26 protein-coding genes and 1 riboswitch are annotated in these 25029 nt (G+C 39.0%); of the genes, 19 read left to right on the top strand and 7 right to left on the bottom strand.

Going from position 1 to position 25029, the window contains the following annotated elements; genetic code table 11:
- Positions 1 to 43: 43 nt before the first annotated feature.
- From CEQ83_RS14665 to CEQ83_RS14590, 16 genes are all read left to right on the top strand, one after another.
- Positions 44 to 811, top strand: a complete 768-nt coding sequence (locus CEQ83_RS14665; protein ID WP_028412825.1) for a carotenoid biosynthesis protein — start codon at positions 44 to 46, stop codon at positions 809 to 811.
- Entirely contained in the window at positions 808 to 1521 is a 714-nt protein-coding gene (locus tag CEQ83_RS14660; RefSeq protein ID WP_028412826.1) for a lysophospholipid acyltransferase family protein, read from the top strand. Before CEQ83_RS14665 ends, CEQ83_RS14660 begins: the two co-directional genes overlap by 4 nt.
- The gene (locus tag CEQ83_RS14655) at positions 1518 to 2624 is read left to right on the top strand and encodes a glycosyltransferase family 2 protein (RefSeq protein WP_098113313.1); all 1107 of its coding nucleotides are present in this window, start codon (positions 1518 to 1520) and stop codon (positions 2622 to 2624) included. Before CEQ83_RS14660 ends, CEQ83_RS14655 begins: the two co-directional genes overlap by 4 nt.
- Entirely contained in the window at positions 2621 to 4081 is a 1461-nt protein-coding gene (locus CEQ83_RS14650; RefSeq protein ID WP_155017368.1) for a phytoene desaturase family protein, read from the top strand. The genes CEQ83_RS14655 and CEQ83_RS14650 overlap by 4 nt, the downstream gene beginning before the upstream one ends.
- A gap of 132 nt (positions 4082 to 4213) precedes the next feature.
- The gene (locus tag CEQ83_RS14645) at positions 4214 to 4942 is read left to right on the top strand and encodes a hypothetical protein (RefSeq protein WP_028412829.1); all 729 of its coding nucleotides are present in this window, start codon (positions 4214 to 4216) and stop codon (positions 4940 to 4942) included.
- A gap of 158 nt (positions 4943 to 5100) precedes the next feature.
- Complete coding sequence (locus CEQ83_RS14640) at positions 5101 to 5844, top strand: sugar phosphate isomerase/epimerase family protein (RefSeq protein WP_098113315.1); 744 nt, start codon at positions 5101 to 5103, stop codon at positions 5842 to 5844.
- Entirely contained in the window at positions 5841 to 6800 is a 960-nt protein-coding gene (locus tag CEQ83_RS14635; protein WP_028412831.1) for a sugar kinase, read from the top strand. Before CEQ83_RS14640 ends, CEQ83_RS14635 begins: the two co-directional genes overlap by 4 nt.
- Before the next feature lie 2 nt (positions 6801 to 6802).
- The gene (locus CEQ83_RS14630) at positions 6803 to 8083 is read left to right on the top strand and encodes an MFS transporter (protein ID WP_013083743.1); all 1281 of its coding nucleotides are present in this window, start codon (positions 6803 to 6805) and stop codon (positions 8081 to 8083) included.
- Positions 8084 to 8109: 26 nt separating this feature from the next.
- Positions 8110 to 8754 carry a bifunctional 4-hydroxy-2-oxoglutarate aldolase/2-dehydro-3-deoxy-phosphogluconate aldolase gene (locus tag CEQ83_RS14625; protein ID WP_155017367.1) on the top strand — a complete coding sequence of 215 codons (645 nt, stop codon included), beginning with the start codon at positions 8110 to 8112 and terminating at the stop codon, positions 8752 to 8754.
- Positions 8755 to 8855: 101 nt separating this feature from the next.
- Entirely contained in the window at positions 8856 to 9866 is a 1011-nt protein-coding gene (locus tag CEQ83_RS14620; protein WP_154973695.1) for a LacI family DNA-binding transcriptional regulator, read from the top strand.
- Positions 9867 to 9968: 102 nt separating this feature from the next.
- A complete protein-coding gene (gene hxlA, locus CEQ83_RS14615) occupies positions 9969 to 10604 on the top strand; it encodes a 3-hexulose-6-phosphate synthase (protein WP_155017366.1) in 636 nt (211 codons plus the stop codon).
- Positions 10604 to 11152, top strand: coding sequence for a 6-phospho-3-hexuloisomerase (hxlB, locus tag CEQ83_RS14610; protein ID WP_154973691.1), 549 nt, complete (start codon positions 10604 to 10606; stop codon positions 11150 to 11152). The genes hxlA and hxlB overlap by 1 nt, the downstream gene beginning before the upstream one ends.
- 336 nt (positions 11153 to 11488) lie before the next feature.
- Positions 11489 to 12460 (top strand): DHH family phosphoesterase, encoded by a 972-nt coding sequence (locus tag CEQ83_RS14605; protein ID WP_098113318.1) that lies wholly within the window; start codon positions 11489 to 11491, stop codon positions 12458 to 12460.
- 21 nt (positions 12461 to 12481) lie between these two features.
- Positions 12482 to 13231 (top strand): SDR family oxidoreductase, encoded by a 750-nt coding sequence (locus CEQ83_RS14600; protein ID WP_028412836.1) that lies wholly within the window; start codon positions 12482 to 12484, stop codon positions 13229 to 13231.
- 566 nt (positions 13232 to 13797) lie between these two features.
- Complete coding sequence (locus CEQ83_RS14595) at positions 13798 to 14445, top strand: nitroreductase family protein (RefSeq protein ID WP_155017365.1); 648 nt, start codon at positions 13798 to 13800, stop codon at positions 14443 to 14445.
- A gap of 423 nt (positions 14446 to 14868) precedes the next feature.
- Positions 14869 to 16440 carry an APC family permease gene (locus tag CEQ83_RS14590; protein ID WP_014459507.1) on the top strand — a complete coding sequence of 524 codons (1572 nt, stop codon included), beginning with the start codon at positions 14869 to 14871 and terminating at the stop codon, positions 16438 to 16440.
- 58 nt (positions 16441 to 16498) lie between these two features.
- Here the strand turns inward: CEQ83_RS14590 and CEQ83_RS14585 are convergent, their stop codons facing one another.
- Entirely contained in the window at positions 16499 to 17062 is a 564-nt protein-coding gene (locus CEQ83_RS14585) for a YdcF family protein (RefSeq protein ID WP_099000307.1), read from the bottom strand.
- Positions 17063 to 17209: 147 nt separating this feature from the next.
- A riboswitch (cobalamin riboswitch) is annotated at positions 17210 to 17389 on the top strand.
- 92 nt (positions 17390 to 17481) lie between these two features.
- On the opposite strand from CEQ83_RS14585, the gene CEQ83_RS14580 reads away from it, so the two are divergent.
- The 3 genes from CEQ83_RS14580 (at position 17482) to CEQ83_RS14570 (ending at position 21552) form a co-directional block, all read left to right on the top strand.
- Complete coding sequence (locus tag CEQ83_RS14580; protein ID WP_098113847.1) at positions 17482 to 19008, top strand: cobyric acid synthase; 1527 nt, start codon at positions 17482 to 17484, stop codon at positions 19006 to 19008.
- A gap of 205 nt (positions 19009 to 19213) precedes the next feature.
- Entirely contained in the window at positions 19214 to 20272 is a 1059-nt protein-coding gene (locus CEQ83_RS14575) for a FecCD family ABC transporter permease (protein WP_028412841.1), read from the top strand.
- Positions 20269 to 21552, top strand: coding sequence for an ABC transporter ATP-binding protein (locus tag CEQ83_RS14570; RefSeq protein WP_099000306.1), 1284 nt, complete (start codon positions 20269 to 20271; stop codon positions 21550 to 21552). The genes CEQ83_RS14575 and CEQ83_RS14570 overlap by 4 nt, the downstream gene beginning before the upstream one ends.
- 17 nt (positions 21553 to 21569) lie before the next feature.
- Here the strand turns inward: CEQ83_RS14570 and CEQ83_RS14565 are convergent, their stop codons facing one another.
- From CEQ83_RS14565 to CEQ83_RS14540, 6 genes are all read right to left on the bottom strand, one after another.
- On the bottom strand, positions 21570 to 22388 hold the full coding sequence (locus tag CEQ83_RS14565) for a hypothetical protein (protein WP_155017364.1): 819 nt from the start codon (positions 22386 to 22388) through the stop codon (positions 21570 to 21572).
- Positions 22389 to 22432: 44 nt separating this feature from the next.
- On the bottom strand, positions 22433 to 22858 hold the full coding sequence (locus CEQ83_RS14560) for an Hsp20/alpha crystallin family protein (RefSeq protein WP_028412844.1): 426 nt from the start codon (positions 22856 to 22858) through the stop codon (positions 22433 to 22435).
- Positions 22859 to 22947: 89 nt separating this feature from the next.
- Positions 22948 to 23451 (bottom strand): Hsp20/alpha crystallin family protein, encoded by a 504-nt coding sequence (locus CEQ83_RS14555; RefSeq protein ID WP_028412845.1) that lies wholly within the window; start codon positions 23449 to 23451, stop codon positions 22948 to 22950.
- Between the two features lie 51 nt (positions 23452 to 23502).
- Positions 23503 to 23745 (bottom strand): spore germination protein, encoded by a 243-nt coding sequence (locus tag CEQ83_RS14550; RefSeq protein ID WP_013057626.1) that lies wholly within the window; start codon positions 23743 to 23745, stop codon positions 23503 to 23505.
- 107 nt (positions 23746 to 23852) lie between these two features.
- The gene (locus tag CEQ83_RS14545) at positions 23853 to 24095 is read right to left on the bottom strand and encodes a spore germination protein (protein ID WP_013057625.1); all 243 of its coding nucleotides are present in this window, start codon (positions 24093 to 24095) and stop codon (positions 23853 to 23855) included.
- A 143-nt stretch (positions 24096 to 24238) separates the two neighbouring features.
- Positions 24239 to 25018 carry an STAS domain-containing protein gene (locus tag CEQ83_RS14540; RefSeq protein ID WP_028412846.1) on the bottom strand — a complete coding sequence of 260 codons (780 nt, stop codon included), beginning with the start codon at positions 25016 to 25018 and terminating at the stop codon, positions 24239 to 24241.
- Positions 25019 to 25029 lie beyond the last annotated feature (11 nt).

The raw sequence follows: 25029 nt of genomic DNA, 5'->3' as shown, positions 1-25029 counted from the left end.
TAATAGCAATTTGATAAAAAGAAGCTGGAGAGAAGGTGAATCGATGATCACAAATGGTATTTATCGTTTTTTTCTTATTTGGTACGTATGCGGAGTCGTTTTGCTTTCATTTGATTTGCTGCCTTCATGGTTAGAATGGGCAAATGCTGTTTTTTTACACTTGAGCAGTCTTCTTGCTCTTATTTATCTAGCTAAAGCCTATGGAGTAAGGCGGGCACTGGTCGTTGCCGTATTTGTGACAGGCGCATCTATTTATGTCGAAAGTCTAGGTGTTAAACATGGGTTTTTGTTTGGATCCTACGATTATGAAAAAGATTTTGGCGCCAAAATTTTAGGAGTTCCTCTGACCATTGGATCGGCTTGGTTTATGGTCGTAATCACAAGCAGAATATTAGCTCTCGGAATTATGAAGCGCATGGAGCTGCCGTTTATTGTCCATGGAATTGCCTATGCGGTCATTAGTTCGCTATTTGCTGTTATTATGGATTTGGCTATTGATCCCGTTGCCTATATTGTTAAACAATATTGGGTGTGGGAAGGGGACAGCTTTTATTATAATATTCCTTTATCCAATTTCTCCGGCTGGTTTTTACTGTCTTTCTTCATTCAGCTGGTCGTATATTTCTTTTTAGCTAAGGTTCCTAAAGAAGAAGAGCCGGTATGGGAAAGAAGAATGGTGTTTTTGTATAGTGCAGTCGTCATGATGTTTGTAATTGTAGCATTAGTAAATGGCCTGTGGCTTGTGGTATGGCTGACGATGATTCCTTTTCTTATTCTTTATATTGTGTATAAAAAGGAGACTCGCTTATGATTTATCCGAAGAAAAACTCACTATTTGAGCGCTTTTTTCAACTGTTTGTCACATATCAGCTCAAAAAACAGTTTTATCGTATTCATTTACATATAGAAGAGCTCCCAAAAGATAAAAAAATTTTATTAATTGCTAATCATTCCAGCTGGTGGGACGGTTTAGTGACATTTTATTTAAATAACGCGGTATTAAAAACAGATCTATACGCTATGATGTCTGAACAAGGAATGAAGGATTTTCCTTTTTTTCAACGAATCGGGGCTTTTTCAGTAAATGCAGCGTCTCCGAAGCATACGGTGGAATCGTTAAGGTTTGCCAGTAGGCTGTTAGCGGATAAAAAAGCGGTGCTTATTTTTCCTCAAGGAAAAGAAGAACATCTTGAGAAAAGACCGTTAGCTTTTTCTGAAGGACCTGCTTTTCTTCTAAAAAAGCAATCTGACGTTGAAGTTATTCCCATTACATATTATTATACGTTTCGCCATGATCAGCGACCGGAGCTTTTTATCTGGGTAGGGCAAGCTGTTTTTTACGACTTAGCCAATGCAAGAGAAGATATAACCAAAACGCTAGCCGGTGCAGTCACTGCTCAGCTCGATCATCAAAAACAAAAAATCATTCAAGAAAACGATGAGGAATTTACGGTTTTATTAAAAGGACGAAAGACGCTTAGCGAGTGGTTAACGTGGTGGAAAGCGAAGGTGAAAGAATGATTTACTATATGCTTTTATTTATTTTGATGCTGCTTCTGACCATTGTAAATATTCAAGCAATGCCTAAATTAAATAGATACAAGTTGAATTCAAAAACACCTCAGCCTCTCATTTCTATTTTGATTCCAATGCGAAACGAAGAACGAAATGTAAAGCGAATCATTTCTTCTGTTAAAGGATTAACGTACAGCAATCTAGAATGTGTCATACTAGACGATCAGTCCACAGATGAAACACGAACAAAGCTTTTGAAAGAAATTCACGGAGATTCAAGGTTTACCATCATAGAAGGAAAAGAGCTGAAAGAAGGGTGGGTAGGAAAAGTTCATGCCTGTCACCAGCTGTCGCAAGCTGCAAATGGAGACTATTTATTGTTTGTAGATGCCGATGTACAGCTCAAAGAACGCACGCTAGAACATACTTTAGCCACCGCACAAGCGACAAAAGCCGCTCTTTTAACAGGATTTCCACGTTTTCCCGTAAAAACGTGGTTAGAAGCATTGGTTGTTCCGCTTCAGCATGTTGTTGTTTTTAGCTATTTACCGGTTGTGGTAGCGAACCGTAACAAGGTGAGCAAAGCTTCAGCAGCTCACGGTGCTTTTATGTTTATAAAAAAAGAAGCTTATGAGATCGCAGGAGGACATGAAGCTGTTAAAACTTCACTAGTAGAAGATGTGCATCTAGCTCAGCTTTTTAAGAAAAAGAAACAGCGCGTTATTTTAGCCAATATTACGTCTCACGTTAGCTGTTATATGTATGAAACAACTGAAGAAGTATGGAATGGGTTTGCTAAAAATATCTTTGTTGGTCTAGGCCGATCCGCTAAAGCAGTTTGGATACTGAGCGTTTTTTTTGCCTGTTACTATGTGCTGCCGCTTCCTTTGTTTATAGCAGGAATTCTTACAGGCAACATACTTTGGATTCTTCCTTTTTGCATTATGCTTTTTCAGCGGTTTTTAATTGACCGGTCGGCTCAGCAAAAAGGGCTTTTGTTTCTTACTATGCCGGCGTCGGCAATTGTGCTGATGCTGCTCATGAACCATTCTATGAAGCGTGAACGAAAAAAGCAGGGATATGAATGGAAAGGAAGGCATTATCAATGAAAAAAGTACTAATTGTCGGGGCAGGATTAGGCGGATTAGCTGCAGGAGTTCTTCTTCAAACAAAAGGGTTCGATGTCACAATCGTTGAAAAAAACGAGCACGTAGGCGGAAAAATGATGCCTGTGCAGCTAGGAGAATATTCTTTTGATTTCGGGCCTAATACCATTACAATGCCAGAAGTTTTTCAGTGGTTATTTGAGCAAGCGGGCGAACGTGCAGAAGACTATATGCCTCTTGTCAAACTAACGCATCATACGAATAATTTCTTCACCGACGGTTCACAATTTTCCATGTCTATCGACGAACGAAAAATGATTGAGCAGTTTGAACGTCTCGACCCCTTTGCTGCTAAACAATACCCGGCCTATTTAAAAGAAGTAAAAAGAATATATGACATTGCAAAAAGTCAATTTTTCTACCGGACATTTTCGTCATGGAAAGATTACACAAACCCTTCTCTATTAAAAGCACTGCTGCAAGTAAGGCCGTTTGAAACAGTAGATACGTTTCATCAGCGCTTTTTTCGAAATGAAAACATTCGAAATGCATTTAATCGATACGCAACCTATATTGGATCTTCACCTTATACATCGCCCGCTACCTTTTCACTGATTGGACACTTAGAAATGAATGACGGGGTGTACTATGTAAAAGGAGGAAATACTAGAATTGCAAAAGGGCTGGGGCATGTGTTCCAAAAAGCCGGCGGAAAGCTGTACACAAACTGCAGCGTGACTGAAATAGTAGTAAAAAGTAAGCGGGCTGTCGGAGTGGAAGTGAATGGAGAAGAAAAGATAGACGCGGATATCGTTATTGTAAACGGGGACTTGCTAAATGCCTATCCGGCACTCGTAAAAGAGCAGGATAGACCTCATTTTAAAAACAAAAAAGCAGCTGAATTTGAGCCTTCCATATCAGCCTATGTAATTATGGCAGCAGTTAAAAAGCGCTTTTCTCAGCTGATTCATCATCAAGTGTACTTTTCTCAGGATTACAAGCAGGAATTCTATGAACTATTTCAGCAAAAAACGCTTCCAACCGACCCTACCATTTACGTTTGTAATTCTTCGTATACCGATAACACGGTAGCTCCGGGTGATAATTTATTTATTTTAGTGAATGCCCCTGCTGTAAAAGAAGCGAATCAAGAAAAAATGAAATCTTACAGAGAGGTTGTCTATCGCAAGCTTTCTCAGTTTGGTTTAGATATTGAGCCCTCGCTTGTACATGAACGAATTGTTACTCCATGTGAAATTGAACAAACCTTTGGTGCATTTAAAGGCGCTTTGTATGGAGTGAGTTCAAATCGGAAAATGGATAGTTTTCTTCGTCCAAGCAACGTCTCAAAAGATGTTAAAAACTTATATTTTGTAGGAGGAACGACTCACCCAGGCGGGGGATCTCCTATGGTCACAATTAGCGGTATTAATGTAGCTACGCTTATTTCATCTTCCTAATTGATAAATCAGGATTGTCAAAAAGTTTAGTTTTTTGGTACTATAAGAAAGGACAGAGGCTGTTAACCACCTGTTCTCACGGATGGAAAAAAATGTTACATAATGAAGTTGAAAAGGTGATTACATAACTATATGATTGTATTTACGTGTCTTATTATTATCATAAGCATTATTCGTCCGTACTTGGAGAGCGTGACTGTTAAGCGAATTGCTTCAGAAGGCAAAAAAATTCGCTACTACAAAGAACAGTTCTTTTTTTATGTGCTAATTTTACTATTTTATATTGCGGTGATGGTATACCATGCGGTTCCACTTTCTATGTTAGGATTGCAGGGAGTATATCTAGATACGATTCACCGGACGGCTCCGTATCCAGCGTGGATTGAATATCTGCTGCTTTTAATCTTTGCAGGTTTTATTATTATTTCCATTATGATCCAATGGATGAAAGATCATGGAGAAACGGTTTTTGTGGAACAGGAGATGCCCACGTCAATTGAGGCAACCGTTCCTAAAACAGAAAGAGAGCAAAAGTGGTGGCTTGCATACAGCGGTATTTCCAGCTTCGTAGAAAGCACCGTCTATTTTCCTAGCTTTTATTTATATAGTCACTATGTATTAGCCATTCAAAATACATGGGTGTTGGCTATTTTAATTGGTATTGGTTATTTCCTATCACAGCTAGCTTTTCAGCGTGACCGTTTGAGTGTCCAGACGCTGTTAGTTGGTATCGGGCTAGGCGCTTTATTTATCATGACAAAGTCAGTTGTAATCATGGTCTTGTACTATGGTTTTAGTTTCTTAATCTATGATATTTATCAACAAGATCGCAATTTAGTAAAAAGCACAGAAGATCACTAAGAAACAACACGGCATAACGCCGTGTTGTTTCTTTTTTTTTATAATTTATAAAAAAAGCTTGAAAAGCGCTTTCAATAGTCTTATAATTTAGATAAATCGATTTACTAAACCGGTTTAGTAAGTGGTTAGCTAGTATAATAAGAAAGGTAGGTCGATTTATGAATCATATCATTATTCCTTTAAATGCATTTGAAACGACAAACTCTCAGCACACCATGATTGGGAGAATATATGAACAGCAAGTACATGGAGTGGAAATTCGAAGAGAGTTAATGAAAAAAGTAGATCAAGAGATTGAGCTTATTGCCGAAGAATTAAAAAGATATCCGCTTTTTACAGTATATTCGGCTCCAATCGAACTGTGGAAAGAAAGTGGAGAGTTAAACAAACAAGAATTAAAATCTATTCTTGAAGAAGCCGTATCACTTGGCGCTCAGTGGGTAAAAGTTTCTCTTGGTTTTTATCAGCCACAATCACCTATAGGGGAATTGCAGGAGCTATTGCAGGCATTTCCAGCTTTACATCTATTTGTGGAAAACGATCAAACCAGTTATGGAGGCAACATAGCATCTTTGCACGCATTTTTTGATAACGCTTACGAAATTCCTGTTTCCATGACGTTTGATATTGGTAACTGGCTTTATGTACAGGAACGCCCCCAGGAAGCAATCAAAAAGCTAAGGTCCTTTGTAGGCTATATTCATATTAAACACGTAATAAAAAATAGCGGAAAGCTAGTAACAACCTCTATATCAAACGATTCAAATGAAATGTGGAAAGATATTTTGAAAGGGTTTTCTCATTCGATTTTTAAAGCTTTAGAGTTTCCAATCGATGAACCGGAACAAATCCCCCGCTTCATTTCATTGGTGCAAGCAGCAGAACAGGAGGAAGTGCAATGAATTCATTAGACGTTATTACCTTCGGAGAAGCAATGGCGATGTTCATGGCAGAACAACCAGGACCGCTGTATGAGATTAAGCATTATACAAAAGAGCTAGCCGGAGCAGAAACAAATGTAGCAATTGGTCTCGCTCGTCTCGGTCTGCGCGCAGGGTGGGTGAGCAAAGTCGGCAATGATCCTTTCGGTACGTTTATTATGAAACGGCTACAAGAGGAGTCGGTCAACACCGATTGTGTACTAGTAGATAGCGAACATTCAACAGGCTTTCAAATTAAATCAAAAGTGGAAGTGGGAGATCCGGAAGTTTGTTACTTCCGAAAAAATTCGGCAGCCAGTCACTTGCACCCACGCGATTTTAATCGAAACTATTTTTTAGCGACAAAACACATGCATATGACAGGAATACCGCTTGCTGTGTCAGCAAGCATGCGTGAATTTGCTCTACACGCGCTTACCTCGATGAAAGCAGCTGGAAGAACGGTTTCCTTTGACCCGAACCTGCGACCGACTCTTTGGACATCAAAAGAGGAAATGATTTTTACAATCAACGAAGCTGCTAAACAAGCAAACTACGTTCTGCCAGGCATTGAAGAAGGGAAAATTTTAACCGGATACGAAAACCCAGAAGACATCGCTTCTTACTATTTAGATGCAGGCGTAGAGCTTGTCGTTATTAAACTAGGTGAACAAGGAGCCTTTTTTAAGACGGCTAAAGAGCAAGGAATGGTTGAAGGAATAAAAGTCAAACAAATAGTGGATACAGTCGGTGCAGGAGACGGCTTTGCAGTAGGGCTGTTAAGCGGACTTCTTCAACATGATTCTCTTACTCAATCTGTCATGAGAGCAAATGCTATTGGGTCATTAGCTGTACAAAGCCCTGGAGATAACGACGGATATCCAACTGAACAGCAGTTGCAAAAATATATGGAATCCCAAAAACAAGGAGTGAAGTGATAATGAAACAGCAGCTAGCAAAAAAAAGATGGCTTCGGTTAATTCCTATCGTATTTATTACGTATAGCCTTGCATATTTAGACCGTGCAAACTACGGGTTTGGAGCAGCGGCAGGGCTGGCAGAAGATCTTCATATTACGCCAGGTATTTCGTCTTTATTAGGATCGCTCTTTTTCTTAGGTTATTTCTTTTTCCAAATTCCAGGCGCTCACTATGCTGAAAATAAAAGCGCCAAAAAGCTGATTTTTTGGTCTCTGATTTTATGGGGAGCACTTGCTACAGCTACGGGTATGGTAAGCCACGTCGGATTTTTGTTTGTTATTCGATTTGCTTTAGGAGTAGTGGAAAGTGCCGTCATGCCCGCTATGCTCGTTTTTTTAAGCCACTGGTTTACAAAAGCAGAACGTTCTAGAGCCAACACGTTCTTAATTTTAGGAAACCCGGCAACCGTTCTTTGGATGTCAATTGTTTCTGGATATTTACTAGAATCATTTGGCTGGAGATGGATGTTTATTTTAGAAGGTTTTCCAGCTGTTATTTGGGCGTTTTTATGGTGGAAACTAGTAAACGACGAGCCAAAAGATGCAGGCTGGCTGTCGAAAAAAGAAAAAGCAGATTTACACGATGCGCTGCAAAAAGAACAAGAAGGAATCAAACCTGTTAAAGGCTATAAAGAAGCTTTCAAAAATCGTACTGTCATTTTATTAAGCATTCAATATGCTTTATGGAGTATTGGTGTCTACGGATTTGTTATGTGGCTGCCGTCTATTATTAAAGCAGCGCCTAACATGAGTATAGTGAAGACAGGGTGGTTAGCGTCCGTTCCTTACGTATTAGCAGTCGTACTAATGTTAACGGTTTCATATCTATCAGATAAGTTTTTAAAACGAAGCGCATTTGTATGGCCGTTCTTATTAGTAGGAGCTCTTGCCTTTTACGGATCTTATTTAGTTGGCACAAGCAACTTCTGGCTTTCTTTTACTTTACTCGTTATCGCCGGAGGAACGATGTATGCTCCGTACGGACCGTTCTTTGCGATTATTCCTGAAATTTTACCGCGTAATGTTGCCGGAGGAGCGATGGCTTTAATCAATAGCATGGGGGCACTTGGTTCATTTGCCGGTTCTTATATTGTAGGATTTTTAAATGGATCAACAGGAGGGTTTGGCGCTTCCTATATCTTTATGGCTGGATCGTTATTCCTTGCGGCAGTTTTAACCATTGTCGCAACGAAAAAGCCAAGAGAAGTTCAGAGTGTGAAGCCAGTTGAAACAACGGCTTAATGTAATGATAGAAAAGGAGAATTGAGATGCATATTGAGAAAATTACAAGTAGCGGTATTGTAGCGGTCATTCGAGGAGCAAGCGCTGAGCGAATTATTCCGCTTGCCTACGCGTTAAAAGAAGGCGGAGTAACAAATCTAGAAATCACAATGGAAAACCCTGCTGCCGTAGAGGTTATTAAAGAATTGAAAAATGAATTTGACGATTCAATGTTTATTGGAGCAGGAACTGTTCTAGACGAAGAAACAGCACGAATTGCCATTATGGCAGGAGCGTCATTTATTTTTTCCCCTACGGTAAACGAACGAACAATTAAAACGGCTAAAAGATACGGAGTCATTAGCGTTCCGGGCGCTTTTACACCTACTGAAATACTAACAGCGTATGAATGCGGCGCAGATATCATTAAAGTCTTCCCGGCAAGCGTAGTAGGCCCCGCTTATTTTAAAAATATAGCAGGACCGCTTCCTCATATTCCGTTAATGCCAACGGGCGGCGTTACGGCTGAGAATGCGGGAGCTTATATTAAAGCTGGAGCAGCTGCTATTGGAGCAGGAAGCACATTAGTAGATGGCAAGCAGCTTCCAACTCCTGAATACTTACTTCAAGTAACAAGGGAAGCGAAACGTTTTACTCATGAAATTCAAGAAGCTAGGCTTGCGTACGCTTAATAAATAAAGTCTTCTGCTAGCAAGAAGGCTTTTCCTTTTTCGTTTTTTTCGTTTACACTAGGAGTAGCATAATTTTAGGGATTGAATGAAAAGGACGGATCATGATGCAAAAAGTTACTATGCTGGACGTTGCAAAAGCAGCAAATGTCTCCAAAAGCACCGTATCACAATACATTAACAAGCGATACGAATATATGGGCGAAGAAACGCGAAAGAAAATTAAAGAAGCGATTGATACACTGGGCTATCAGCCCAACTATCTAGCACGAAGCTTAAAACAAAAGCGAACGTCGATGATTGGGATTATTGTCGCCAATATTATGCACAGATTTTCTACGGAAGTCATTCGTGCCATTGAAGACTATTGCCATTCGCAAGATATACATGCCATCATTTGCAACGCAGATGATGACCCTGATAAAGAAAAGAAATATATTAATATGTTAAAAGCAAAGCAAGTAGATGGCCTTATTTTATTTCCAACGGGTGCGAATACTTCTCTTTATGAGCAGATGATCAAAGAAGAATATCCGGTTGTTATTATGGACCGTAAAATTCATGATGTAAAAGGGAAAATTCCATCCGTAGTGGCAAACAATCAAGAAGCCACAAAACAGGCTATTTTGCATCTCCTCGAGCTTGGACATAAGCATATAGCGATCATTACAGAACCCTTAACTATTACACCCCGGATTGAACGTGTAGAAGGTTACAAAGAAGCGTTAACATCAGCCAATATGCCTGTAAATGAATCCATGATTATCAACTGCAAAAAAGCGGACATGCAAAAAGCGCTGGAGAAACTATTTGCAGCCGAAAATCCGCCGACAGCGCTGCTGGCTGGAAACGATTTAGTGTTCATTGAAGTGCAGAAATTTATTAAACAACACGGATTTAATATCCCGAATGATTTATCTTTAATTGTTTATGATAATATTCCTTACGCAGATGTAGCAACGCCTGCCGTTACCACGATTTCGCAGCCTGCTTTTGACATGGGAACAAAAGCAGCAGATTTACTTATTAAACAAATTTTGAAAGAAAAGATAGCTTATGAAGAGTACCAGTATGAATGTGAATTAATTATTCGAGAAACAACGTTGTCGCATTAAGCTAAAAAGAGCGCCTATGGCGTGCTCTTTTTAGCTCATCAAAATATTCGTTTTTTTTACGTTGTTACTAAACCGGTTTAGTAGAAAGTGAGGAGAAGAAAGATGAAGATACAATTAGCATTAGATCGCGTCACAATTGAAGAAGCTATTATCCTTGCCAAGCTGGCAGAACCCTCTGTTGATTGGATTGAAGTAGGTACATCTCTTATAAAAGAGTATGGAATTGAAAGCATTTATAAAATCAAACAGGCATTTCCGCACAAAACGATTGTAGCAGATATCAAAACGATCGATAACGCAGAGTATGAGTTTACCATGTGCTATCAAGCAGGAGCAGATATAGCAACAGTAATGGGCGTATCACCTTTACCCACGATAGAGACGTGTGCAAATGTCAGCGAAAAATGGAATAAAAAAATGATGATTGATTTATTAAACACGTCAAGCAGCTCGCAAAAGCAAGTAAGTATTTATAGAAGCGCTATTTTTTGCCATCATATCAGCAAAGACGAGCAAGAAAAAGAAGGAAAATCGCTGAGTCAAATAAATTTGCGGCAGTATTTTCATTCAGATGCGCAAATAGCAGTAGCAGGAGGAATTAATCCAGCCTCATCAGCATCATTACTTCAAATGAAAGCGGACGTCGCGATTATTGGATCAGCAATTACAAAAAGTGCGGATGTGGCAAAGGCATCTGCTGAATTTCAAGGCTTATTTATGAGCAGGGGGAACGTATAATGACAAAAACACAAACGATTTTACATGAAATTACAGCCGTAATGAATCACATAAAAGAACCGCAAATAGAAGAAGTAGCGTTTTCACTTTACCAAGCGAAACGAATTTTTGTTATAGGCGAAGGTCGCTCCGGGTTAATGGGCAAATCATTTGCGATGAGACTGATGCATTTAGGTGCAACAGTATACGTTGTAGGAGAGACTATTACTCCTTCGATTGCAGCAGGTGACGTATTGGTGGCTGTATCAGGCTCAGGAAAAACACAGCAAGTGGTGAGCGTAGCTAAAAAAGCCAAAGAAGTAGGATGTTCAGTTATCGGCATTTCAGCTAGTACAGAATCACCATTAACTGCTCATACTGATGAGCTGCTGCACATTCCCGCTGCAACCAAATACCGAAGCGAAAATGAAGCCGCTTCTATTCAGCCGCTTGGTTCATTGTTTGATCAATGTGCTCATGTTGTGTTTGATACGATTTGCTTAGAATACGGGAATTTGAACCAAACGGATCATGAACAGGCGTTTAAACAGCACAGCAATTTAGAGTAAGTGGAAATAGGCTGAAACAAAAGTAGGTTGGTTAAAAGAAAATCCGAACGATGAGTCGAGATTCTTGATGGAGAATCACATTCGTTCGGATTTTTTTATTGGTATTGGTGAGCGTAGGTTTCATGTGTGTAGTTGCTTCTAGCTGTTGATTGGATCGATGTAGTTATGTCTCACTCTCTTTTGATACAGGTAAGTCTAAACGTTTACTTCACTTTTGTTTATTGCGAAGATATTCCTTCTCTTCAAAGTAAATAACAGCATTTTTATGTTGAAATTGCTATAATATACAAGCCGGTACATATACTAAGGCGACTGAAAATAAAGGAGTTTTGATTGATGACAAAAATAAAATTAATTTCACATAACGATTTAGACGGGGTAAGTCCAGCACTGTTGGGTCGGTTAGCGTTTGGCGACGACAACTTTGATTACAGCACGGTAAGCATTGGCCGCATCAATGACACAGTGACGCATTTTATTGAAGAAGAAAACGATGGAGACACAGCTTTATACATAACGGATATTAGCGTAAACGATGAAGTAGCGGAAAAATTAAATGAACTGGTAAAAAAAGGACAAAAAATCACTCTTATTGACCATCATATCTCTGCTCTTCCACTAGCTGAGAAATACGATTGGGTTCATGTTATTGCAGAAGACGAAAACGGTAAAAAGACAGCAGCTACATCTCTTTTCTACGACTACTTAGTGCGCAACAACATGCTTCAAAAAACGGAGTTGCTTGATGAATATGTAGAACTTGTGCGCTTATTTGATACGTGGGACTGGTTTCATGAAAATAATTTGAAAGCAAAGCGCCTCAATCACCTATATTATCTAATCCCGCATGAAGAATTTAAAGAGACCATTCTAGAAACGCTTCGTGAATCGTACCATACTGAAAATCAAGAATTTACGTTTACGGACAAACACGAAATTTTACTAGAAGCAGAAGAAAAAAAGATTGAAAAATATATTTACGACAAGCAAAAACAAATCATAAAAGAAAGTGTTGAAATTGCTAAAACAGCGTACAACGTAGGCATTGTATTTGCAGATACATATCAGTCTGAGCTAGGAAATGCACTGTGTCTAGAAAACGAAGATATCGACTTTTCCGTTATGGTGGACATGGGACGCCAAAAGATTGGCTTCCGTGCAGTAAAAGACGAAATCAACTTAGCCGAAATTGTTGGGCACCTTGGAGGAGGGGGTCATCCAAAAGCTTCTGGATGCAAGTTAACGGCTGAAACATTTGCTCTTTTCGTCACGGATCACTTGTTTAAAGACGAAGAAAAAAGTGAATAAAGCGTATAAGGAGGAGATGATATGTCATTTAAAGATTTAGTTGTTGTTGTTACGGGAGCTGCGAATGGAATAGGAAAAGATGTATCACGCGCATACGCAAAACAAGGAGCAAAAGTGGTATTGGCAGATGTGGACGAAACCGAAGGCGAGCGTCACGCAGAAGCTATTCAAAGACAAGGCGGAGAAGCCATTTTTGTAAAAACAGACGTCCGAAAAGAAAGCGACATTTTACATCTCGTTGAAAAAACGGTCAGTACGTATGGAACGATACATATTTTGATTAATAATGCAGGCGTTTCTCGCTGGAAATCACCGTATGAGCTAACCATTGATGAATGGGATGACATTATCAATACGAACCTGCGCAGCGTGTTTCTATGTTCTCGCGAAGCAGCTAAAGTGATGAGGAAAAACGAAAGCGGAGGCTCCATTGTAAACTTAGCTTCTACAAGAGCTTCAATGTCTGAACCAGATACAGAAGCCTATGCTGCTACAAAAGGAGGAATCGTTGCTTTAACTCATGCACTTGCCATTTCGCTTGGTGATGACAACATCACGGTAAATGCTATTTCTCCAGGATGGATTGAGACATCTGACTACGATGGCCTTCGTGAAATCGATCATACGCAGCATCCGTCTAATCGGGTAGGAACGCCAGCGGATATCTCAAGAGCGTGTATGTACTTAACAAACGTCGAAAATGATTTTGTAACAGGAGCTAACCTCGTAGTAGACGGGGGAATGACGCGAAAGATGATTTATGAACATTAAGTATCTATAAAAAAGGCTGAGATAAAAATATTTTAGACGAAGTGAAAAAATGAACCCTTGATCAAAATTTTTGATTAGCGGTTCGTTTTTTTATTACGGTGAACGTAGGTTTCACCTGTTTCGTTCCTTCTAGCAGTTGATTGAAGGGCACGACGAAGACTCCTGCGGAAAAAGCGGAACAGATGAGACCCCGCAGGAACGCAAGTGACGAGGAGGCTCAGCGGCCGCCCGCGGAAAGCGAAGTCGTGCACGGAAATCAACTGCGGTATCAAAAGCGGTTCAGCTCATATATCCCATTTGTTTATTTTAGATTGGATTCATTTCGTTATGTCTCAACCTCTTTTGATGATCAACAAAAAAAAATAATTTTTCTGTTGACAGGTAATAATAATCATTGTAAAGTAAGTTACATAAAGTAATTAAATTTCAATTAATATTTTTTTAGTTTAATATCTCGAATTAGAGATATAAGAATTCATTATATCTTGTTTATCTCCTTTTATCAGGGGGAAGGGTATAAACATGCAATTTAAGCTTAAAAAAACAAACAATTAGGAGTGTGGAAAATGGGTTTTTTAGATAAATTATTTGATAAATCAAGTGATCAACAACAGGTTGGAAAAGATTTTTATGAAGCAATTAAAAACCGACGTTCTATTTATGCAATTGATAAAAATGTAAAAATGTCAGAAGAAAAAATTGAAGAAATTATTAACTTTGCGGTGAAACATACTCCTTCAGCATTTAATTCCCAAAGCGCACGCGTAGTCGTTTTATTTGGCGAACAGCATGATAAAGTGTGGAATATTACGAGAGAAACGCTTCGTAAAATTGTTCCAGCTGAAAATTTTTCAGATACGGATCAAAAAATGAACTTATTCGGAAGCGGCTATGGAACAGTTCTTTTCTTTGAAGATCAAGAAGTAGTTGAAGGGCTGCAAAAGCAGTTCGCATCTTATAGCGAAAACTTCCCGGTTTGGTCTAACCAATCATCAGGCATGCTGCAGCATGTGATCTGGACAGCACTTGAGCTAGAAGGCCTAGGAGCAACTTTACAACATTACAATCCATTGATTGACGATGAAGTAAAAGCAACTTGGAATATTCCAAGCTCATGGAAATTAATTGCTCAAATGCCATTTGGTAATCCTGTGTCACCTGCGGGAGAAAAAGAATTTCAACCGCTAACTGAACGTGTAAAAGTATTTAAATAAGCAAAAAAAGGCACGGACAAAATTATTTTATTTGAAGCAAGATCCGAACGATTCATCGTTCGGGTTTTTTTATTGGGATGGCAAGCGTAGGTTTTGCGTATGTAGCTGCTTCTAGCGGTTGATCTCGTTATGCCTCAGCCCTTTTGTTATGATAAATAGTTTGAATATTCTTTTATGTTTAATCTAAGAAAAATGCGGTTAAATAGGAGGAGTAGTCCTCAAATCTTCGGTGGAATTTATGCGCTATACATAAGCAATTCAATGATGTTTTGTAAAAAAATAAAGTTTTTAACTTGGTTTTTTAGAGAATATTTGTTAACATATCCACTTGTGAGGTCTTAGTAAGAGGAGGATGATGTAAAGAATCCCATATCGGACGCAAGGGCGTAGATATGTGGAGTGGGAATTTTAAAGGAGGATTTTATGTCTGATCAAGGAAATCAAGGAAAATTTAAAAAATCAATATCGTTACTTGACCTAACGTTAATTGGGATGGGAGCTATTTTTGGTTCCGCCTGGTTATTTGCGGTTAGTAACGTGGCGTCAAAGGCTGGTCCAGCCGGAAGTTTTTCGTGGCTGATTGGCGGAGTCATTATTTTACTTATCGGCTTAGTGTATGCTGAACTTGGAGCAGCGCTGCCGCGTACCGGTGGAATTATCCGTTATCCGGTTTATTCACATGGTCATTTAGTAGGTTACTTAATTTCATTCATTACCATTATTGCTTATACAAGTTTAATTGCCATTGAGGTAACAGCTGTACGTCAGTATGTTGCTGTATGGATTCCTGGTCTAACTAAACATGGTTCTGAATCGCCTACAACGATTGGATGGCTATTCCAGTTCGCGTTATTAACACTATTTTTCATTATTAACTACGTAAGTGTAAAAGCATTTGCTAAGTCAAATGTCATTATATCTGTGTTTAAATATGCGGTTCCTCTTACAATTATCGTCGTGTTAGCTTATCACTTCAAATCAGCTAACTTTACAACTGGCGATTTTGCTCCGTTTGGTTTTAATGGTATTCAAGCAGCCATTTCAACAGGTGGCGTTATGTTTGCTTACTTAGGACTTCACCCTATTGTTTCGGTAGCCAGTGAAGTTAAAAATCCGCAGCGTAATATTCCAATCGCGCTAATTATCTGTATTGTACTTTCAGCGATTATTTACACAGCACTGCAAGTATTGTTCATCGGTAACATCCCGGCTGATATGCTATCAGGAGGATGGGGAACAATTCAAGAGCAATTCTCTTTACCATTTAAAGATATTGCACTTATTTTAGGCCTTGGCTGGTTAGTAACGCTTGTTATTTTTGATGCTATTTTATCACCAGGCGGTAACGGAAACATCTTTATGAATACAACTTCTCGTCTAGTTTATGCTTGGTCTCGTAATGGAACACTATTTAAACGTTTCTCAAAAGTAGATAAGAAAACAGGAATTCCACGTGCGTCACTATGGCTATCATTTGGAATGTCCGTATTCTGGACACTGCCATTTCCTTCTTGGGAAGCGCTAGTAAACGTATGTTCAGTAGCACTTATTCTGTCTTATGCTATCGCACCAATTTCAGCTGCAGCATTCAGAGTAAATGCAAAAGATCTTAAAAAACCTTTCAAATTAAAAGGCATGAGCATTATTGCTCCTGTTTCATTTATCTTCTGTTCATACATCGTATACTGGTCAGGATGGACAACAATTTCTTGGCTGCTAGGATCACAGCTTCTAATGGTTGTTATCTACGTAGCGTTTAAGAAATACGTACCAACTGACGTTGTGAAATTTGCACAGCAGCTTAAATCTGCTTGGTGGCTAGTTGCTTATTATATTATTATGCTTGTTATCTCTTATCTAGGTTCATTTGGTGGAGGACAAGGTGTGTTAAGCAACCCACTTGACTTAATTTTAATTGCTCTTGTTTCACTCGGTATTTTCTACTGGGCGAAATACACAGGTTTACCAAAAGCAGTTATCGATACAGATGATTAATAAAAAACACGGCATGAATTCATGCCGTGTTTTTCGTTTGTATAGGCGTGTACTCTATTTATTTATCAAACAGCCATGTTTTTAATATAGCAGCATACTCACGAAAGTAGGCTTGAAGTTTAATTGAATTTGGTGTCTTTGCGCCTAAAGGATAAACATCAAAACCTTGGCGCTTTGCAATAATAGAAGCGCGAAACAGATGAAAATCACTGCTAACAAGCACGATTCGTTTATCTTGAATATCAACTTTCTTTTTGGTGAAAGTAAAATTCTCAAAAGTAGAAGTTGACTGACCCTCTTTTATAATTCGATTCTTTTTAATTCCTGCTTTTCGTAGAAAACGGTAGGCTGCCTCTGCTTCAGAAATTTCTTCATCAGATCCTTTTCCACCCGTTACGATAACTTTTGTTTGTTTATGAGTCTTTAAATAAGATAAAGCTGTTTTTGCTCGCTCTTTTAAACTAGGAGACATTTGATCACCATCTACTTTAGAACCTAAAACGAGGACATAATCTGCGTTTTGTGGAACAGACTTGTGAGCAGTTTGATACATACAAAAAGATATAATTACTATATAAAGAACAAGCGAACCAATAAAGGTATAAATCATTTTTTTCTTCAACTGTGAGCACCTTCCTAGCTATTTCATAAGATGTTTGGAAAATAATTGTTATTATAGCATACGAGACCCAAATAAGTATAAACACAGTAATATATAATAATAGAAGAAAATCGTTATTGTGAATGGCTATAAAATTCGTTACAATAAAGAATAAATGATTTTAAAAGTGCCTCTAAGGAGGATAATAGGGAAATCGGTGAGAATCCGGTGCAGCCCCCGCTACTGTAAATGTGGATGAACCTGCAAAGACCCACTAGTCAAACTAGGAAGGGTGCAGAAGTAAAATGAAGCATAAGCCAGGAGACCTGCTTTTAAAAACCCCTTATTTTTCGGTGGGAGAAATAAGTCAAGACAATGTGTTAATGAGCGCATGACCAAACCTTGACTTTTACAGTTAAGGTTTTTTTATGTGGTAGGGAGTGGATAAAGTGAAAAAAGGAAAACCTCTTATGATTCAAGGAACGCATTCAGACGCTGGAAAAAGCATGATTGCTACAGCATTTTGCCGTATTTTTAAAGAAGACGGCTATCAAACTGCACCGTTTAAATCGCAAAACATGGCGCTCAATTCATACATTACAATGGATGGAAAAGAAATTGGCAGAGCGCAGGGAATTCAAGCAGAAGCTGCTGGAGTAGAAGCAACAACTAATATGAACCCTATTTTAATTAAACCAACTCGTGATCATGAATCTCAAATTGTCGTTCATGGAAAGCCGCTTCGTAATATGTTTGCTTTTCAGTATCGGCAAGAATTTTTTAATGAAGGTTTGAACGTTATCACTGAGTCTTATAAAGAGCTTGCCAGTCATTATGATCGAATTGTGATTGAAGGTGCTGGAAGTCCTGCTGAAGTCAATTTGAACGATCGGGAACTGGTAAATATGCGCGTAGCAAAGATAGCCCAAGCGCCTGTTGTGTTAGTAGGAGATATTGATAAAGGAGGGGTTTTTGCGAGTCTGGTGGGTACTCTTCAATTGCTTCCAGATGAACATAAACCTAGAGTAATTGGAGTGTTAATCAATAAATTCCGAGGAGACTTAGAGCTTTTAAAACCGGGGTTGAAGTGGTTTGAAGAATACACGGGAGTTCCGGTACTAGGAGTGATTCCTTATATGCACGACGTGGAAATTGACGCTGAAGATTCGCTATCACTCAGAAATTACTCAACGCTTGTGAATCCGTTAAAAGAAATCGATATTGCGGTTATCTCGTATCCTCGCATCTCAAATTTTACGGACATTGATCCTCTAAGCTTAGAAGAAGACTGTCATGTGAGACTTGTAACCAAGCCATCACAACTAGGTACGCCTGATTTAATTGTTTTACCAGGAAGCAAAAATACGATTGAAGATGCGCAGTTTTTACAAGAAAGCGGCCTGGATCTAGCCATTAATCAAGTCTTGAACGCAACGAACGCTCACGTTATTGGCATCTGCGGGGGATATCAAATGTTAGGCGAGACAATTACGGACCCCGATGCAGTAGAGTCCCGGATTGAATCTATTAAAGGGCTGTGTTTGCTTCCAGTGGAAACCGTTATGACAACCAGCAAAAAAACAGAAAGAGTTTCTGGATATGTTCAGTTAGAGAGTGAGAAGGTTTCAATTGAAGGCTATGAAATTCATATGGGAAAGACGATTTCTAAAAGCATGACGGAAGCCTTTGCGGTGGTAGATGATCAAAAAGAAGGAACGGTTAAAGACAACATCATTGGCACGTATGTTCATGATGTGTTTCATAACGATGCTTTGCGCAGAGCTTTGCTTAATCAAATTCGTAAACATAAAAAATTGCCGCCTATTACGGATACATTCAACAGTCGCCTGCAAAAAGAGGAGTCTTTTTCAAAAGCAGCAGCATATGTGAGAGAAGCTGTAGATATGGAAAAGCTGTATCATTTAATAGACAACTATAAAAGCCCGGAGCAAGCACAAAAAGTGTAGCTTGTAGAGGTTTTCGCTTGTTTTTTCACCGAGAACTTTAGTACGCTATTCTACGTTGCCTAGTTCAACAGTCTAGCACTCGTAACAAATAAAAGATGATTGTTTCCAATACTATGTAGGATGGAAACATGGTTTATGGACAGGAAAATGAATGGTTAATGTAATGTAAAACATCACGCCTCGTTTCCTAGAGGAGCTGAAAGTATTGATTTTTAAACGTATTTTTTTAAACAAAGCATCTATTTTATACATAGTCAGTTTATTTATTGTATGTACTTCGGTGATTATGGGAGTATTTATTGGTACAGTTTCGTTAACCGTAGGAGATACAATCAAAATTATTATTGGCCACCTTACCGGACTATCCTTATATCATGGTCCGGAAAACATGGATTTAATCATTTGGCAAATTCGTTTTCCAAGAGTACTGGTGGCATTTTTAGTAGGAGCTTCGCTTTCAATAGCAGGGGCTGCCTTTCAAGGGCTATTAAGAAACTCTCTTGCGGATCCTTACACGATCGGAGTTTCCTCAGGTGCAACCCTTGGCTCTGTCATGGCAATTTATTTTCACTGGAGTATTTTTGGTTTGTCTATCTTCACGCTGCCTGTAGTCGGCATCGTATCTGGTTTTATTACTCTTCTTTTAGTTTTTGGTATTACGAAACTCGCAAGCGGCAATTTGGCCAATGAAACCATCATCTTAGCGGGGATTATTTTATCATCCTTTATGAGCGCGCTTATTTCATTAATTGTAGCTCTTTCTCCTGAAGAAGATGTAAGGCAGGTTTTATATTGGCTAATGGGAAGCGTATCAATGAGAGGATGGTCGCATATTCAAATTTTAGGGCCGTTCTTTTTAGTCGGTACGATTATGCTGCTGTTACATGTGAAAGAGCTGAACGGCTTAGCATTTGGCGATCAATCCGCTCAATTTATGGGGATAGACGTAAAGAAGAAAAAAAGAATGATTTTAATAGGTGCATCCGTATTAACCGGGGCTGCGGTATCAGTATCTGGGGCAATTGGATTTGTTGGCTTAGTTATTCCCCACGTAGTGCGTCTCGTAGCGGGAGCTAATCATAAGCATGTACTGCCGCTTTCTATTTTAATCGGAGGAAGTTATTTGGTTTTAGCCGATTTATTAGCAAGAACGATATTAGAACCTCGTGAACTGCCGATTGGAGTCGTAACCGCCTTAATTGGTTCGCCAATTTTTACGCTGCTGCTTGTAAAAGAACGTATGCGGAAAAGAGGAATATCATGATTGAACTATATAATGTGACGGGAGGATACGATAAACAGAAACCGACCGTTCGTGACATCACGTTCACCGTAGACAAAGGTTCTTTTGTTGCTTTACTAGGACCAAATGGAAGCGGAAAAACAACGCTTATTCGCTTAATTATGAATGTATTAACCACTCAATCAGGAGAAGTGAAGGTAGAAGGGAAGTCAGTGAAGGCTTATTCACCAAAACAACTGGCGCAAAAAGTTGCAGTCATGACGCAAGAAAATCAAATTGGATTAGAATTTACGGTTCAAGAAATTGTTTCACTGGGACGTTATCCTTATCAGGCAAAAGGTTTGTTTAGCACTGTATCAGCACAGGATGAAGAAGTGGTAGAAAGCGTGATGAAATTAACAAACGTCTGGCACTATCGAAATCATACCTTTCAATCGCTGAGCGGTGGAGAAAAACAGCGGGTTTTACTTGCTAAAGCACTGGCGCAAGAACCTGACTACTTACTTCTTGATGAACCAACGAATCACTTAGATGTAAAACATACGATGGAACTGCTTCAGCTGTTAAAAACGTTACAGCAGGAAATGAGCTTGACGGTTCTGGCCATTTTGCATGATCTCAACATTGCCTCGCTGTTTGCAGATAATGCCGTATTATTGAAAGATGGAAGAGTAGAAGAAACGGGGATGGATGCCATTTTTCAGGATGCAGCTACGTTAAAAAGAGTATATGGCGTTGATTTGCATGTATTTCACCATCCCGCTGTGAACAAGCGGCAAATTGCTTTTGTGCCGCCGTATCAATATCCAGAGACGGACTTCCATGAGTTGTATCAGTTGCAAAAGGAACCGGGCAAGCTATGTTTATCCTTTGCTCGTCCTTTGAGAACTGTTTCACTGGGTTCCAATGAAACAGGTCTAGACTGGTGTCAAGAAATTGTTCAACAGCAAAGCAGTTCTAACACGGCGTGGAAATCTGCGTCTTTATCTAGTCATGAAGTTCGCTTAAAAGACGATAAAGGTTACTCGTGGCTGACTGTACTGACACATGGACAAAAAGAGAATGAAATGAATATTGTTCTACTAACAAATACACCGCTTTCGGACGCGAACTTACTTCATGCTGCGATGAAGGTAATTGAATACCGGGCTTTCTTAGGAAAAACAGGCCGTATTGTTGTAGCATCATCTCATCATAAAGAAGAAAATCAAGAAGAAATTTCAGCGTTCTTAATGGAACGCCTACAGAAAGAATTACAACTATTTATGGAAACAAAAATGACCGACAATTGCTTTAAATAAGCAGTAGCGGTCATTTTTTATTCTTCGGAGTGATCAGGCTTTTCTGTTTCACCTCCTGAACTCATCGTTGTCTCAGTTGTATGTTCATCAATCTTTTTTTCTTTTAGCTTAACAGAAAATAAGTCTTTGACTTCTTCATCCACTTGATCGGAGTCAGCGCTGTAAGTTGTACCAATGTTTAAGTGGCCGGTCAAATCTTTAATGCCTAGCTGGCCAAAATTATTACTAAGGTCAATTTTGTCTAACAATACTTTTTCCACCATAATTTTTTCAACAACAATGGACTGCTTTGGCTGAGTTACTTCATCAATCTTTTTGTCAAGAGTTTTCACCATCTCATATAAAGCTGTATTGGACGATTCTTCCTTTAACGCAGAGAGCTGATTCTGAATGTCTTCGAAATTAGGAGCTGACTGCATAGCCGAAAGTAAATGAGCTGTTTGCTCGTGCAGTTGAGACAATGATTGAATAAGAAGAGCTGATTCATGTAATTGCTGATGAAGCTCTTCTATTTTAGGAATCGCGTCGGTTAAACGCGTCACTTGATCAATAATTCCCTGCAGGTTCAGCGCTGAATCTGACGAATGAACAGGTTTTGTGAATTCAACTTCATCAGATGTCTTAGGCTCCGTTTGGCTCGGCAACTTCTTTGGCTGCTGAGGGGGTTTCTTTAGATTAGACTGTTTTTTAGTTTTCATCTTTTCGGGTAATTCTTTCCGCTTTTGATTAGAGCTTTGGTCTATGGGACTTACTTTTTTTTTGGTTGGAAGGGAAGACGGATTTATTTTGCGGACTGTTTCAATTTTAGGCGATTGTTTAAACCACTTAGAAAACATGAAATTCCCTGCCTTTCATGCTACGTATAGTTCTGCACAATAAATTACAAATCAAATTTCACGTGCAATAGACCATCTTTAAATGATGCGTGACACGGCGCTTCCCCTACAGCAGGTGGAAGGATGATTGATCGTTGAAACGTTCCTTCACGTCTTTCTTTGTGAAGAACATTTGCATCCTTCATCGTTAAAAGAGATGAACCGGATATGTGTAAAGTATTTTCATGCATGGTCAATTCGACGTCCGTTCGTTTAGCACCGGGTATTTCAATCACAACTAACAGTTGATTTGCCCATTCGTATACATCAATTAAAGGATAATCTCGATACTCATTTACAATTTGAGGAGAAGCATCTGCTTCCGTATCATTCTTTTCTTCAGGATCATCATCAAAAATCTTTTCCCAAAATTTTGTATGGTTTTCTTCTTGTAACGTTTCTGCCCACTTTTTAAACTTTCCATGATTCATATTTGTCACCTTCTTTAAAAAAATAAAACAAGGCCTTTTGCCGCTTTCTATTTTATATGTATGCATGAAAACAGAAAAAAACGTCCACTTTAATCTAAATCGTGGACGTCTATTTGAGACATAGGAATATTAACATGTTTAGGCATCCGGATTTCCAACACCCCGGAACGATATACGGCGCGTGTACCTTTTTTGCGAACCGAACAAGGAAGCTGAATTTCTTCTTTGAAGGATTCTTCTCCATCTATTCCTTCAATCGTACACACGTATGGAGTATGATAGACTTTAATGCTTGATACAATATCGCGGTTAGGAATTTTTAACTGAACAATGCATTCGTCTAATGTATTAATGACGTTTGAATCAAATCTTCTTAGCTGTTGTCCATGACCTTCATTTCCCACATCCTGCTGTTCTTTCATCATGTCTTGGGCTTGCTTAAAGAATTCATTTCCTTGCATAAAATCCGGAAAAGAATGGGACATCGTAGAAGAAATCATTTGCTGAATATATTTATTCATGTCTTTAGATGCCATTCCTTTTGGGATATTTTCCATCATTCCTTTAAACGGAGACTTTCCAAATGGAAACATATTTACACACCTCCTTGTAATGTGCCAAGTAAAACGACAAAATCGTTAAATCTAAATTTGATTTCCAATTGGAGCTGAAGGGTTTGCAATTTGATCTTGATCACTTACGTCAGGATCTAACACGCCCGTATTCATTTGAGAGCAAGTAGGAGAGAAGTTACCTAAAGAGAAATTTGCGCCGTTAAACTTTGAGTTCGCCGTGTGACTGTTTTGAATGGTGGAACCGAAATCGATATTTGCATTTTGCGTGACACCGTTTGTTACGATATTAAAAACGTTAATTTGAAGAGGCATAAAGAGACTCCTTACTGTTTTTATTCATTCTACTCCAACGGCCTATTGCGTTCAGAGAGAATGTATTCACCGTTTGTCGTCATGCTATTGACAAGCATTGCCCTATATCACTGCTGATAACCATTGACATGATCAACGTTTGCAATATCTGTTTGGTCATTTGTATCAGGATCGATATAAATGTTTCGCATTTTCGAGGAAGCAGGTGAGACATCGCCATAAGAAGAGTTCGTACCAGTGGATTTTGAATGAGCCGTGTGACTGTTATGGAGTGCTTCGCCAATGTTGACAGAACCGTTGCTTGAGATACTGTTGATCTTTAAATTATAAATGTTAATAACACTTGGCATAGGCTCTCACCCTTTTCTATGGTTGATTAATGTATCCTATGATGATAAGTGCCTAAACGTTCACAATTCCTCATAACTAAAATCGCCTTTTCCGATTGAAGGAAAAAGCGATTGAGAGAGGATTACTTAATGATATGATGGGCTTATGAAATGGGTGCAATACGACAATTCTTTTTTTCTAAAATGTAAGAGATGCTTTGTTGGACAGTGGAAAATGTTCGCCAATTAAACTGAGAATCTACAAGCGACAGAGCCATTTTTGAAGAAAGACCAACAATAAGGCAAGTGGTACCAATCAAACGCAAAGCATCGTGGAGCGTGTTAATATAATAACCGTGTTCTTCATCTAATGAATGAAGGGAAGATAAATCAATAAGCAAATAGCGCGCCTGTTCTTTTACAACTGCCTCCAATACCGTTTCAGTTAGCTTCTTTCCACGTTCTATATCCATCTTACCGGTAATGGGCACAGCTAAAACCTCGTCCCATATCTTTAATAAAGGAGTGGACAAATCCTCGATTAACCGTTCTTTTTCAAGCTCTGCTTCGGCTTGATCTGTAAAGTCTAATAGCATAAGCAAGTAGCCATAACGCTCGCCGTCTTTTGTATCAATGGGGTGAATCACAGCTTCTGCTACGTATTGACTGCCAATCGTTATACGCGTTCTGTAGGTTGTATGAAGAGAGGTGAGTAAATTTTCCGCTTCTTCAGAATTGGAATGAAAGAAGTCCATATGCTTTCCAATTAACTCTTCGATATGAGATAACTGGTAGATTGGGAGTACTGGCTGAAGTGTTTCAATTGCTCTTGCATTCATCCACTGCACACGATAGTCTTGATCTGCAATGATCATGGTTTCTTGAATATTTTCTAAAATCAAATGTCCATTAAGCTTTTGTGGAAGTCGTCCAATTCCATTCATTCTCCATCTCT

Origin of the sequence: Priestia megaterium, assembly GCF_009497655.1 — a bacterium.
Lineage (GTDB): Bacteria > Bacillota > Bacilli > Bacillales > Bacillaceae_H > Priestia > Priestia zanthoxyli.
This window is presented reverse-complemented; position numbering and strand designations above follow the sequence as displayed.

Bases quoted from the DNA above. Each gene is read 5' to 3' on its own strand.
- CEQ83_RS14665 (WP_028412825.1), top strand. From the start codon at position 44: ATGATCACAAATGGTATTTATCGTTTTTTTCTTATTTGGTACGTATGC.
- CEQ83_RS14660 (WP_028412826.1), top strand. From the start codon at position 808: ATGATTTATCCGAAGAAAAACTCACTATTTGAGCGCTTTTTTCAACTG.
- CEQ83_RS14655 (WP_098113313.1), top strand. From the start codon at position 1,518: ATGATTTACTATATGCTTTTATTTATTTTGATGCTGCTTCTGACCATT.
- CEQ83_RS14650 (WP_155017368.1), top strand. From the start codon at position 2,621: ATGAAAAAAGTACTAATTGTCGGGGCAGGATTAGGCGGATTAGCTGCA.
- CEQ83_RS14645 (WP_028412829.1), top strand. From the start codon at position 4,214: ATGATTGTATTTACGTGTCTTATTATTATCATAAGCATTATTCGTCCG.
- CEQ83_RS14640 (WP_098113315.1), top strand. From the start codon at position 5,101: ATGAATCATATCATTATTCCTTTAAATGCATTTGAAACGACAAACTCT.
- CEQ83_RS14635 (WP_028412831.1), top strand. From the start codon at position 5,841: ATGAATTCATTAGACGTTATTACCTTCGGAGAAGCAATGGCGATGTTC.
- CEQ83_RS14630 (WP_013083743.1), top strand. From the start codon at position 6,803: ATGAAACAGCAGCTAGCAAAAAAAAGATGGCTTCGGTTAATTCCTATC.
- CEQ83_RS14625 (WP_155017367.1), top strand. From the start codon at position 8,110: ATGCATATTGAGAAAATTACAAGTAGCGGTATTGTAGCGGTCATTCGA.
- CEQ83_RS14620 (WP_154973695.1), top strand. From the start codon at position 8,856: ATGATGCAAAAAGTTACTATGCTGGACGTTGCAAAAGCAGCAAATGTC.
- hxlA (WP_155017366.1), top strand. From the start codon at position 9,969: ATGAAGATACAATTAGCATTAGATCGCGTCACAATTGAAGAAGCTATT.
- hxlB (WP_154973691.1), top strand. From the start codon at position 10,604: ATGACAAAAACACAAACGATTTTACATGAAATTACAGCCGTAATGAAT.
- CEQ83_RS14605 (WP_098113318.1), top strand. From the start codon at position 11,489: ATGACAAAAATAAAATTAATTTCACATAACGATTTAGACGGGGTAAGT.
- CEQ83_RS14600 (WP_028412836.1), top strand. From the start codon at position 12,482: ATGTCATTTAAAGATTTAGTTGTTGTTGTTACGGGAGCTGCGAATGGA.
- CEQ83_RS14595 (WP_155017365.1), top strand. From the start codon at position 13,798: ATGGGTTTTTTAGATAAATTATTTGATAAATCAAGTGATCAACAACAG.
- CEQ83_RS14590 (WP_014459507.1), top strand. From the start codon at position 14,869: ATGTCTGATCAAGGAAATCAAGGAAAATTTAAAAAATCAATATCGTTA.
- CEQ83_RS14570 (WP_099000306.1), top strand. From the start codon at position 20,269: ATGATTGAACTATATAATGTGACGGGAGGATACGATAAACAGAAACCG.
- CEQ83_RS14565 (WP_155017364.1), bottom strand. From the start codon at position 22,388: ATGTTTTCTAAGTGGTTTAAACAATCGCCTAAAATTGAAACAGTCCGC.
- CEQ83_RS14560 (WP_028412844.1), bottom strand. From the start codon at position 22,858: ATGAATCATGGAAAGTTTAAAAAGTGGGCAGAAACGTTACAAGAAGAA.
- CEQ83_RS14555 (WP_028412845.1), bottom strand. From the start codon at position 23,451: ATGTTTCCATTTGGAAAGTCTCCGTTTAAAGGAATGATGGAAAATATC.
- CEQ83_RS14550 (WP_013057626.1), bottom strand. From the start codon at position 23,745: ATGCCTCTTCAAATTAACGTTTTTAATATCGTAACAAACGGTGTCACG.
- CEQ83_RS14545 (WP_013057625.1), bottom strand. From the start codon at position 24,095: ATGCCAAGTGTTATTAACATTTATAATTTAAAGATCAACAGTATCTCA.
- CEQ83_RS14540 (WP_028412846.1), bottom strand. From the start codon at position 25,018: ATGAATGGAATTGGACGACTTCCACAAAAGCTTAATGGACATTTGATT.